We start from the raw sequence: 12,230 nt of genomic DNA, 5'->3' as shown, positions 1-12,230 counted from the left end.
CCGCTAGGCGTGGCCGGGACATGGGTTTGGATGATGCGAAGCGGACGCCTGATCGGAATGATTGGGCCATGAGCGTGGATCATGACAACTTGTTGTTTTGTTGACACAGTTGGCACGTGAGAAGCGAGATGTCGTTAATAGAAAAACACAATTGTCATCAATGGATTAACAAAGGCGGACGCAGCCTGCGAGTTTTCTGAATATGAGCCGGACGGGCAAACTATTTGCCGTTGACATGTTTTGATGCCATTTTCATTCCTTGCCGCAGTGTTGCAGCCATGTGACAGCGACGGCACAGATTTGCGCCCACGCAGCGCAAACACCGTGATGAACAAAGGGAAACGAGATGAGAGTCAAGACTCTGGCCCAGGCGATCGCCGCGATCGGCCTGCTGGGCAGCGGCTTCGCGCATGCCGCGGACGACAACCAACTGGAACGGGTGACGATCACCGGTTCCAACATCAAGCGCAGCATCAAGCAGGAAAAAGCGCTGCCGGTCACCATCCTGAAGACCGAAGATCTAGCCAAACAGGGTCTGACCACGGTCGAGCAAGTAGTCAACAGCATCGCTGCCAACCAGTCCACGCAAGGTTCTTCGTCCGCAGTCGGCGCATCCTCAGGTGGCGGTTCCTTCGCCAGCCTGCGTGGTCTGGGTAACCAGTACACGCTGGTTTTGCTGGATGGCCGTCGCATGGCCAACCAAGCGATTGATGGCACTTCAGCCGACCTTAACGCCATTCCGTTATCCGTCATCGATAGAGTGGAAGTGCTGCTGGATGGGGCTTCCGCTATTTATGGAACCGATGCCATCGGTGGCGTGATGAACTTCATCACCAAGAAGAGCATGAAGGGTTTCAGCATCGGTGGAAGCTTCGCGAATCCCCAGCACGGAGGCGGCGATGAGAAGCGCGTCAATGCGTCCTATGGTATCGGCGATCTTGCCAAGGATGGATTCAATGTCTACGGTGCCGTTGATTATCTGAAGCAGGACATGATCATGGCGAGCCAGCGCGGTTTTGCCAGCACCATTACGCCGCAAACCGACACTGTACCCAGCGTCAATGCTTGGCCGGGCAGTTATTACGACAGCGTGAAGAAGAAATACGTTCAACCGTCTGCGCCCAACTGTCGTCCGCCGTATTCCCAATTCGTCAATGGCCGCTGTCGGGAATACTTCCCGCTTTATCCAAGCATCGTGCCTGAGGTTGAGCAAATCTCCGGGGTCTTCAAGGCGACCAAGCGGATTGGCGATGATCATGAGCTGTCGCTGCAGTACACGCGAACGGAAACTATCACTACCGCGCAAAATGCGCCACTGCCGACGGCAGGAGATGTAACCCGCGCGAATCTAACTGACCCAAGTCAGCGAGATCAGTTGTATGTTCGAGCGGTGCCACTGGGCAATCGTGAAACGGAGGCTAACTCCGTCACCCAGCGTCTGATGCTGAATCTGGAAGGCTTGGTGGCCGGCTGGGATTACCGGGCAGGCATTGGGCGTTCTGAAAACCTGATCAAAGAGAATTTGACCTCGGGTTACATCAGCAAAAGTAAAATGCAATCGGCGATCGACAGCGGTGCGCTCGATCCGTTTGATCTCAGCAGCAATAATCTGGCTGCTTGGCGTTCGGTAAGCATGACCGGTCAAACCAAGGAGGCCAAGTCGACCATAGACATGGCAGATGCCAAGGTCAGCAAGGAGCTGTTCGATTTGCCGGCCGGCAAGCTTGGCGTCGCGTTAGGCGCGGAGGTTCGTCATGAAAGCCTGAGCACCATTTACAACAAGTCGGTTACTCGCGACGCGCTCAGCACGGGGCAGGACAAGACGGAAGATTCAATGGGGAGCCGTTCGGCTTATGCCTTCTATGGAGAGGCCGACATTCCGGTATTGAAGACGCTGGATGTTCAGCTGGCGGCCCGTTATGACCATTACAGCGACACCGAAAGCTCGCTGAATCCCAAGGTGGCTTTCAAATTCCAGCCGGATCCCAAAGTGATGTTCCGCGGTTCGGCGAGTACTGGTTTCCGGGCTCCGTCGCTATACAACATCTATCGGCCAAACCAACTGCAACTGACCGGCAAGCCATTCAAAGATACGGGAGCTTGCGTGAACGGCGCGCCCTTGCCGGGCACCAACGGCGATGCTTGTACCGAGATGCAACGCAACAAGCGCATCGCGGGCAACAAGAACCTGCAGCCGGAGAAATCCTCGTCCTTGTCTTTCGGCATGGTGATCGAACCGACCAAGGATTTCACCGCCAGTGCCGACTTGTGGTGGACGATGATCAAGGACCAAATCAGCGTTCTGGATGAATCGCTGATCATCAATAATCCAGCCCTGTATGCGGATCGCTACGTTCGCGATGCGAATGGAAATTTATCCTACCTTGTCGATGATTACTCGAACCTGGGTAATCTGAGCGCGTCCGGTGTTGACCTGCGCTTGAGTTGGATCCTGCCGAAAACATCATTCGGCGTCTTCACCGCTGGCCTGGATGGCACTTATCTGGCGAAGTATGAGTATCAGCGTGAGAAAAACGGTGATTACTTCAGCAATCTGGGCACCTTCAAGGATGGAGGCCCGACTTTCCGTTGGCAGCATAATCTGACATTGAACTGGATGTATGGTCCTTGGAGCGCTATCCTGTCACAAAACTACAAATCTGGTTATACAGATGAAAATCCGAAGAAAGAGAATCATCTGGTTAAGCCTTACTCCACTTGGAATTTGTCGGCTTCGTACGCTTGGAACAAGCAGCTGACATTTACCGCAGGGGTCAAGAATCTGTTCGATCAGGAGCCGCCGTTCTCCAATCAACAAACCCGCACCACCCAGATGAATTATGACCCGCGTCTGGTCGATCCGACGGGCCGCAGCTTCTTCCTGAAGGGTGCGTACAAGATGTAAGCTGGCTTCATCTATCGATGAAAGACGAAACGGACAACCTGCGGTTGTCCGTTTTTCATGGCGCCGCGGCGTTCACTCCCGCCTCATGTCCACATGCGGAATCCCGCCGTCGTCGTACGGCGCCGACACCGGCTTGAAGCCGAGCGACTGATACAGCGCGCAGGCGTCGACCTGTGCCGACAGCATGACGGGCTTGCCGGGAAAGTGGATCTGGCACTGGGCCACCGCCTGCGCCATCAGCGCCTTGCCCAGGCCCTGGCCGCGCGCTTCCGGCGCCACCACCACCCGGCCGATGGCGGCGGCGTCGGGGTATTTGTCGCCTGGCGCGATCAGCCGGGCGTAGGCGAGCAGCCGGCCGCCGTCGTCGCGGCCGGACAGGTGCAGGCAGCGGGTGTCCACGCCGTCCACGTCGCCGTAGATCGACCGCTGTTCCACCACGAACACCCGGTCGCGCAGCTGTAGCGCCTGGTACAGCGCGAGCGGCGTGAAACCGTCGAAATCGTGGCAGTGCCACGCTATCCTGTTTGCCATAGTAGAATCCCTCCCATTACCGGCACGGTCGTCAGCGTTGCTATAGCATTCCGCCCGAACGCGCGCCGCCATCCAGATCAAGACACTAGCATTTATATATGAGCGACCACGATCTCTTCGACTCGCCGGCCCCGGCCGGCGACCTCACGCCGCCGCCCCCGGCCGCGCCGGAAGCCGCCAGCGGCGACTGGATCCCGCTGGACCTGTACGCCGAGCGCGCCTACCTGGAATACGCGATGAGCGTGGTCAAGGGCCGCGCGCTGCCGGAGGTGGCTGATGGCCAGAAGCCGGTGCAGCGCCGCATCCTGTACGCGATGCGCGACATGGGCCTGGTCCACGGCGCCAAGCCGGTGAAGTCGGCGCGCGTGGTCGGCGAAATCCTCGGCAAATACCATCCGCACGGCGACAGCTCGGCCTACGAGGCGCTGGTGCGGATGGCGCAGGACTTCACGCTGCGCTACCCGCTGATAGACGGCCAGGGCAACTTCGGCTCGCGCGACGGCGACGGCGCGGCGGCGATGCGTTACACCGAGGCGCGGCTGACGCCGATCGCCGAGCTCCTGCTGTCCGAGATCGACATGGGCACGGTGGACTTCGTCCCCAATTACGACGGCGCTTTCGAAGAGCCGTCGCTGCTGCCGGCGCGGTTGCCGATGGTGCTGCTCAACGGCGCGTCCGGCATCGCCGTCGGCCTGGCGACGGAGATCCCGCCGCACAACCTGACCGAGGTGGCCGCCGCCTGCGTCGCGCTGCTGGACGATCCGGAACTGGATACCGCCGCGCTGATGCAATACGTGCCCGGGCCGGACTTCCCCGGCGGCGGCCAGATCATCACGCCGGTCGCCGACATCCTGTCCGCCTATGAAACCGGCAAGGGCAGCGTGCGGGTGCGCGCCAAGTGGGAGGTGGAAAAGCTGGCGCGCGGCCAATGGCGCGCCATCGTCACCGAGCTGCCGCCCGGCTCGTCCGCGCAGAAGGTGCTGGCGGAGATCGAAGAAGCGACCAACCCCAAGCTGAAGGCTGGCAAGAAGCAGTTGTCGCAGGACCAGCAGAACCTGAAGAAGCTGATGCTGGACCTGCTGGACCGCGTCCGCGACGAATCCGACAGCGAAAGCCCGGTGCGGCTGGTGTTCGAGCCCAAGTCCAGCCGCCAGGATCCGGACGAGTTCATGAACATCCTGCTGGCGCAGACCAGTCTGGAGGGCAACGCCTCGCTGAACCTGGTGATGATAGGCCTGGACGGCCGCCCGGGGCAGAAGGGCCTGAAGCCCATCCTCACGGAATGGATTGATTTCCGCCGCACCACCGTCACCCGCCGGCTGGCGCACCGCCTGGCCCAGGTGGACAAGCGCATCCACATCCTGGAAGGCCGGATGATCGCCTTCATCCACATCGATGAAGTGATCCGCGTGATCCGCGAGTCGGACGAGCCCAAGCCGGATCTGATCAAGGCCTTCGGCCTGACCGAGATCCAGGCCGAGGACATCCTGGAAATCCGCCTGCGCCAACTGGCGCGGCTGGAAGGTTTCAAGCTGGAGAAGGAGCTGTCCGAGCTGCGCGAGGAGCGCGAGGGCCTGCGCCACGTCCTGGATACGCCGGACGCCTTGACTCGCCTGATCCGCGACGAGATCCAGGCCGACGCGGCCAAGTACGGCGACAAGCGCCGCACCGAGATCAAGGCCGCCGAGCGCGCGGTGCTGACCCAGACCACCGCCGACGAGCCGGTAACGCTGATCCTGTCGCAGAAGGGCTGGATCCGCGCCCGCGTCGGCCACAATGTCGAGCTGGAGACGCTGAGCTTCAAGGACGGCGACGGGCTGGCGGCGGTGGTGGAGACGCGCACCGTGTGGAACGCCATCGTGCTCGACCACAACGGTCGTGCCTACACCATAGACCCGGCCACGGTGCCGACCGGCCGCGGCGACGGCGTGCCGGTGGCGTCTCTGGTGGACCTGCAGGACGGCGCCAAGCCGGCGCAGCTGATCTCAGGCCGCGACGAAGACCGCTTCGTGGTGGCCGGCAGCGGCGGTTACGGCTTCATCGCCAAGATCGGCGACATGGCGGGCCGGGTGAAGGCCGGCAAGGCCTTCATCACGCTGGATGCCAGCGAGACGGTGCTGGAGCCGGTGAAGCTGCCCGCCGCGCCGTTGGAGCAGCTGCAGCTGGTGGCCGCCAGCGACAGCGATCGCCTGCTGGCCTTCCCGGCGGCGGAACTGAAGGAGCTGGCCAAGGGCCGCGGCCTGATGCTGATGGCGCTGGACGACGGCGCGGCGCTGACCGCGATCGGCCTGGTGGCCGGCGGCAAGGCGCTGCTGTCCACCACCTCGGTGCGCGGCAAGGAAGCGGAAGAGAAGCTGGCGCTGGAGGAGTTCGCCGGCAAGCGCGCCAAGAAAGGCAAGCTGATGCCGAAGAAGTGGCGGGTGAGCCGGATTCGGGAGTTGCCGATGTGATGTTCCGGACAGCCCAGCCGCAAACGCTCAGTCCCCGTGCCGCGCTGTTGTTCGTCAACGGCTTCCGCGCGCTGCTGCTGCTGGTGCTGTTTTCGCTGTCGCTGCTGCCCGACAGCGACGGCCTGCCGCTGATCGAAGGCGGCCGGCAGTTCTATCTCTGGTCCGGCGTCTATGTGCTGCTGATAGGCGTCTGGTATTCGCTGCGCGAAGGCAAGCTGGGCCACACGCTGCAGCTGACGCTGGCCATCGCCGCCGACATCGCGATGATGGTGTGGCTGATGGCGATGAACGATGGCGTCCACGGCGGCTTCGGCCTTTTGCTGCTGCCCTATCTCGCCGCCGCCGGGCTATTGTCCTCCGGCCGTTACGCCTTGTTCTACGCCGCCATCGCCACGCTGGCGCTGTTCAGCTATTCCGGCGTCGAGCACTGGCTGGGACGGGCCCGGCCTTCCGACCTGCCCTACAGCGCCCTGCTCGCCTCGGCGGGTTTCGCCACCGCCATCGCCACCTGGCAGCTGGGCCGGATGGCGCGCGCGTCGGAGGAGCTGGCGGCGCGGCGCGGCGGCGAAATCGCCAACCTCAACCACCTGAACGAACTGATCCTGCAGAGCCAGCGCGACGCGGTGGTGGTGCTGGACGAGGACGGCCACCTGCGCCAGTTCAATCTGCAGGCCGAACGCTACTTCAACCGGCTGCAGCGCGGCCAGCTGCTGTCCGAGCTGCTGCCGCTGGTGCGCCGCTGGCGCGACAACGGCTACCCGGCCTTGTCCACTTTCGTCGAACACAATGTGCGCGGCCGCCAGATGGTGGGGCGGCTGGTGCCGGTGCCGGTGCCCGAGGGCCAGCTGCGCGGCGTGGTGCTGTTCATGCGCGACATGGCCGACATGGCCGAAGAGGCCAAGCGGGTGAAACTGGCGGCGCTGGGGCGGCTCACCGCCAACATCGCGCATGAAATCCGCAATCCGCTGTCGGCGATCCGCCACGCGGCCGACCTGCTGGCCGAGGATGAAGAGGATCCGGCGCGGAGGCGCCTGCTCGGCATCGTCCAGGACAATACCCGCCGCATCAACGGCATGGTCGAGGACGTGCTGACGCTGGGCCGGCGCGACCGCGTCCGCCGCGAAACGATAGCGCTCGCCTCCTTCATCGCCCAGCAGCTCGAGCAGTTCGCGATGGCCCAGCCGGACGCCGCCGGCGCCGTGCGCTGCGAACTGGCCGGCGATTGCCGGTTGAGCTTCGACCGCGGCCATCTGGCCCAGATACTGGGCAACCTGCTGGCCAACGCCTGGCGCCATGGCAGCCGCCGGCCCGGCTCGGTGCGGCTGCAGGCCGGCATCGCCGAGAACCACCTGATCCTGCGCGTGATCGACGACGGCCCGGGTGTGGCCGAAGCCGACCAGGCGCGGCTGTTCGAACCCTTTTTCACCACGGAAAGCGCCGGCAGCGGCCTGGGGCTGTACATCGCCCGCGAGCTGGCGGAAGCCAACGACGCGCGGCTGGACTACAGCCCGCCCGGCGGCGTGTTCCGGCTGATCTGCCATCTGGCCTATGACTAAGACACTGCGCGTATTGATCGTCGACGACGAACCGGACATCCGCGAACTGCTGGAACTGACCTTGCTGAAAATGGGCCTCGCCCCGGTATGCGCCGGCAGCGTGGCCGAGGCGCGTTCCGCGCTGGACGCGGGCGGATTCGACCTGGCGCTGACCGATATGCGGCTGCCTGACGGCGAGGGCTTGGAGGTGGTCAACCACATCGGCGAGTCCGGGCTGGATGTGCCCATCGCCGTGATCACCGCCTACGGCAGCGCCGACAACGCGGTGCGGGCGATGAAGGCTGGCGCTTTCGACTACTTGCAGAAGCCGGTCAGCCTGGCCCAGCTGCGCAGCCTGGTGAAGACGGCGCTGAAGGTGGAAACGCCGGTCCGCGCCGCCGTCCAGCAGCGGCTGCTGGGCGAGTCGCCGGCGATACAGGAAGTGCTGCGGCTGACGGACAAGCTGTCGCGCAGCCAGGCCGCGGTGTACATCGGCGGGGAGTCCGGCACCGGCAAGGAACAGGCGGCGCGGCTGATCCACGAGCTGGGTCCGCGCGCCGACAAGCCCTTCGTCGCCGTCAACTGCGGCGCGATCCCGGAAAGCCTGATGGAGAGCGAGTTCTTCGGCTGCCGCAAGGGCGCGTTCACCGGCGCGGACGCCGACCGCGACGGCTTCTTCCAGCAGGCGCAGGGCGGCACCCTGTTCCTGGACGAAGTGGCCGAGCTGCCGCTGGCGATGCAGGTCAAGCTGCTGCGCGCGATCCAGGAAAAGACCGTGCGCAAGCTGGGTGCCAGCCAGGAAGAGGCGGTCGATGCCCGCATCATCTGCGCCACCCACCGCGATCTGGCGGCGCGGGTGGAGTCCGGGCAGTTCCGACAGGACCTGTACTACCGCCTCAACGTGCTGCCGCTGAGAATGCCGCCGCTGCGCGAGCTGCGCGACGACATCCCGCTGTTCGCCGAGCGGCTGCTGCAGCGCTTCGGCGGCGCGTCCGCGCCGCAGTTGTCCGCCGACGCCCGCCGCGCGCTGCAGGACTACGCCTACCCCGGCAATTTCCGCGAGCTGGAGAACATCCTGGAGCGGGCGGTGGCGCTGGCCGCCGGGCCCGCGCTGTCGCGCGAAGACCTGCAGCTGACGCCCTGCGCCGAGCACGCGCCGGAGCCCGGCAGCGGCGAGCCGCTGCAGGACTACCTGGACCGCGTCGAGCGCGAGGCCATCGTCAAGGCGCTGGAGGGCACCCGCTACAACCGCACCCAGGCCGCTAAGAAACTGGGGGTCACCTTCCGCTCGCTGCGTTACCGGATGGAGCGGCTGGGCGTGAAGTGAGGCGGCGCCGCATGCGGATGCGGAAGGTGGCCCGTCTCTTCACTGTCGAGCTCAGACAGTCGCCGGAGCCGGCGCTGCCGCGCGCCGGCGTTTCCGTTTGCGCATCCAGTAGTCCAGCACCAGCCGTTCCGGCAGATTGAGCTTGAACGACGGGCAGCCGGTTTCGCCATTGTACCATTGCTTGGCGCAGCCGCCGCCGCATACCGGAAACAGCGGGCAGCGCGGACAGGGCGACATGCCGGAGCGGATGTCGGTGTACCACTCGCGTGTGACGGCCTGGTCGTTGCGGACCTGGTCGATGCTCTGGATGTGGCCGATCTTGTATTTGGGCGAGTCGTACTTCGGCGTGTACGGGTATTCGTAACAGGGATAGATGTTGCCGTAGGCGTCGTAGACCTCGGCGTCGGGCATGACGACCATGCAGGGGGCGATGGTGCGGGCGGGCAGGATGCCATCGAATTGGAATCCGCGCTGGATCGCATGCAGCATCCAATCTATTTCCCGAGTGGAGAATTCGGCCGCCGCCAGGCTGTCCCGGTCAGCCTGGTTCCCTCCCCAATCCACCACCGGACGGAAATCCAGTCCCACGTTGCGCGTCGCCAACCCCCGGTCGGCCAGCAGGTCGATCAGTTCGACCACCTTGTCGTGGTTGCGGCGGTTGATGTTGACGCGAATCGTGACGCTGGTGCGGTTGGCGGCGAATTCCGGCAGGGCGGTCACATCGACCAGGTTCTGCAGAATGATGTCGAAGCTGCCGCCGCCGGCCTTGACCGGCCGCATCAGGTCATGGGTCCGCGCCAGGCCGTCGAGCGTGATCTGGAAGCTGTTGACGCGACGCCGCTGCAGCCGCAGGTAGACGTCGGGCTTCAGGCTGAGCCCGTTGCTGACCATGGAGGCGAAGAAGCCGATGCCGGCCTGCTCGCAGCGTTCGATCAGACGGCCGCTCATGTCTTCTATCTGCTTCAGCGCCAGGATGGGCTCGCCGCCATACCAGTTGATCGCCAGCTGTTGGTAGCGCTTGCGCTGGAGCGTGCCCATGATGCGATCGACGATGCGGGCGGAGGTGTCGTCGTCCAGGTTTTTCTTGACGTGTTGCTGGCCGCAGTACACGCAGCCCAGCTGGCAATTGGCGGTAGGCTGCAGGGTCAGGCTGAGGGTGCGTGTTTCGCTTATGGCCAGCCGGTTTTTCCCCAGCATGTCCAGAAACTCGTCGTCCGTTGGCGGGACCAGCACTTCGTCGGATTGCAGTTGCCTCAGCGTGGCGGCGTCGATGCGCTCGAACTCTCCGGCCTGCAGATGCCGATAAACCCTTTCCTTGACCAGCAGCGACTTGCCGGTCCTGCTGGCAAACAACAGCCGGGAAGGATCGGGATGATGGTCCGGACTGACGATGTCCGAGGCGATCAGGTAGCGGGATAGAACGTATTCGCCATGCATGCTTGTCTCCCTGAACCGTCGGAGCCGGGCGGCGTCCGGAAGCGCGGGCGGTTTCCACATGCTCCGCAGCGGCCGCCCGGGCCATTTCAGCTCATGTCCGAGCTAATTGTTCTTGTAGCCGCTGCCACAGCTGACATAGCCGGATTGGCATTCGGTCGGCTGTCTCGCCACCTGTCCGCCGGAAATGAATTCCAGATCCTGGTCGGCGATTTCGTCGATGGTGTCGGGGGACTCGTCGTGGAGCTCGTCCAGCATCGTTTGCAAAGATTGATTCTTCATGCGCATCTCCTGAGTGGTGTGGGCTGCTAGTTTCACGACATCAAGTCCAGGTCGGTCGTATCCGGACCGCGGAGCCTCCGTAAAGAGGTTTCGGCCTGGATATTTCCATCAATGACGATGAACTATTGGACGGTCTGGGAGGTGGAACAAGCCGGGCAATTACGGAGCCGGGGAGGCTGGACGATCCGCTGGCGCTGTCGGCATCTCGCAACACGCGCAAAAGCCTTGCGCGGCGCGGCTGCCGCGTGGCGGAGGACACCGATTCGCTGGAAGCGGCAGTAATCAGCCAGTTCTAATGGACAGTGTGGTGCGCATGGGACGCGTGATGAGAATTTAAAGAAAACATGGGCTTGCGGCGCAGTGCGGGGAGGCGGCAGGCCCGAGGGGCCGGCCGGGACGAACGATTAATGCTATTGTCCCGGCATCATGCCCGGTCCGCCTTCTTTGGCATTGGGCAGGGCGATGAATCATTCCGCATGCGTTTGCGCGCATGCTCACCGAGAGGTGCCGCGTCTGTGTCGCTTTTCCGTTCCGCCGCCCTCGCCCATGCCGCCGACCGCCGCTACGGCCGCATCGTGCTGTTGCGCCCCGCCAGCCTCGCCTGGCTGACCGGCGCGTTCACGCTGATCGCCATCGCCATCGTCCTGTTCTTCGCGCTCGCCAGCTATACCCGCAAGGCCCAGGTGGCGGGCGTGCTGCTGCCCAGCCAGGGCCTGATCCGGCTGCAGCCGGCGCAGGCCGGCGTGGTGGCCGAGGTGAGGGTGCGCGAGGGCCAGCAGGTGCGGGCCGGCGACGTGCTGTTCGTGCTCGGCAACGAGCGCGAGAGCGCCACCCGCGGCGATGCCGGACGCGAGATCACCGCGCTGCTGCAATCGCGGCGGGACAGCCTGGCCGGCGACCAGGCGATGCTGCGCCTGCAGGCCAGGCAGAAGCAGGACGCGCTGCGGCGCAAGGCGGGCGACCTGGCGCGCGAGCTGCAGCGGATGGACGAGCAGATAGGCTTGCAGCGGCGGCGGGTGGCGCTGGCCGAAGAGACGCTGCAGCGCCACCGCAAGCTGCTGGAGTCGCACTTCATCTCCGCCGCCGCGCTGCAGGACAAGCAGGCCGAGGCGATAGACCAGCAGGCCAAGCTGGCCGACTTGCAGCGCGGCCGCGCCGTCTTGCAGAGCGATCACGACGCGGCGCTGTCCGACCTGGGCGATCTGCAGCTGCAGGCCCGGCGCGACGAGGCGGCGGCGCAGCGCGGCATGGCGGAGCTGGAGCAGGACCTGACCGAGAACGAGGCCAAGCGCCAGCTGCTGGTGCGCGCGCCGCAGGCCGGCATGGTCAGCGGCATCGCCGTTCAGCCCGGCCAGACCGCGGCGGCCGGGCAGACTCTGGCCAATCTGTCGCCGGCCGGCTCGCCCTTGGAGGCGGAGCTGTACGCGCCGTCGCGCGCCGCCGGCTTCGTCAAGCCCGGCATGGCGGTGCTGATCCGCTATCAGGCCTATCCCTACCAGAAGTTCGGCCAGTTCAAGGGCACGGTGCGCGAGGTGTCGCGCAGCGCGCTGCGGCCGGAGGAGTTGTACCTGCCCGGCGGCCAGGGCGGCGCCGGCGAGCCGCTGTACCGGGTGCGGGTGAGGCTGGAGCGCCAGAGCATCACCACCTATGGCCAGGCCCAGCCCTTGAAGGCCGGCATGGCGCTGGACGCCAGCGTGCTGCTGGAGCGGCGCAAGCTGTACGAATGGGTGCTGGAGCCGCTCTACAGCATCAGCGGAAAGGTGTGA

Annotated in this window: 8 protein-coding genes; 5 read left to right on the top strand and 3 right to left on the bottom strand. The window is 64.5% G+C overall.

Features of this window, described 5'->3' with window-relative positions:
* Positions 1–346: 346 nt before the first annotated feature.
* Positions 347–2,905, top strand: a complete 2,559-nt coding sequence (locus CV_RS00335; RefSeq protein ID WP_011133632.1) for a TonB-dependent receptor plug domain-containing protein — start codon at positions 347–349, stop codon at positions 2,903–2,905.
* 72 nt (positions 2,906–2,977) lie between these two features.
* On the opposite strand, the gene CV_RS00330 is transcribed toward CV_RS00335, so the two are convergent.
* Positions 2,978–3,436 (bottom strand): GNAT family N-acetyltransferase, encoded by a 459-nt coding sequence (locus CV_RS00330; protein ID WP_011133631.1) that lies wholly within the window; start codon positions 3,434–3,436, stop codon positions 2,978–2,980.
* A 98-nt stretch (positions 3,437–3,534) separates the two neighbouring features.
* Here CV_RS00330 and parC point away from each other — a divergent pair, with 98 nt between their 5' ends.
* From parC to CV_RS00315, 3 genes are read left to right on the top strand one after another with little or no spacing between them, the layout of a single operon-like run.
* The gene (gene parC, locus CV_RS00325) at positions 3,535–5,886 is read left to right on the top strand and encodes a DNA topoisomerase IV subunit A (protein WP_011133630.1); all 2,352 of its coding nucleotides are present in this window, start codon (positions 3,535–3,537) and stop codon (positions 5,884–5,886) included.
* A complete protein-coding gene (locus tag CV_RS00320; protein WP_011133629.1) occupies positions 5,886–7,442 on the top strand; it encodes a two-component system sensor histidine kinase NtrB in 1,557 nt (518 codons plus the stop codon). Before parC ends, CV_RS00320 begins: the two co-directional genes overlap by 1 nt.
* Entirely contained in the window at positions 7,435–8,748 is a 1,314-nt protein-coding gene (locus CV_RS00315; protein WP_011133628.1) for a sigma-54-dependent transcriptional regulator, read from the top strand. Before CV_RS00320 ends, CV_RS00315 begins: the two co-directional genes overlap by 8 nt.
* 51 nt (positions 8,749–8,799) lie before the next feature.
* Here the strand turns inward: CV_RS00315 and CV_RS00310 are convergent, their stop codons facing one another.
* Both CV_RS00310 and CV_RS23740 read right to left on the bottom strand, forming a co-directional pair.
* Positions 8,800–10,185, bottom strand: a complete 1,386-nt coding sequence (locus CV_RS00310) for a radical SAM/SPASM domain-containing protein (RefSeq protein ID WP_011133627.1) — start codon at positions 10,183–10,185, stop codon at positions 8,800–8,802.
* A 102-nt stretch (positions 10,186–10,287) separates the two neighbouring features.
* Entirely contained in the window at positions 10,288–10,464 is a 177-nt protein-coding gene (locus CV_RS23740) for a hypothetical protein (protein WP_011133626.1), read from the bottom strand.
* A gap of 515 nt (positions 10,465–10,979) precedes the next feature.
* Here CV_RS23740 and CV_RS00305 point away from each other — a divergent pair.
* Complete coding sequence (locus CV_RS00305; RefSeq protein WP_011133624.1) at positions 10,980–12,230, top strand: HlyD family secretion protein; 1,251 nt, start codon at positions 10,980–10,982, stop codon at positions 12,228–12,230.

The organism is Chromobacterium violaceum ATCC 12472, from assembly GCF_000007705.1.
GTDB lineage: Bacteria > Pseudomonadota > Gammaproteobacteria > Burkholderiales > Chromobacteriaceae > Chromobacterium > Chromobacterium violaceum.
Note: the sequence above shows the minus strand (reverse complement) of the source record. Positions and strands in the feature narration are given on the sequence as shown.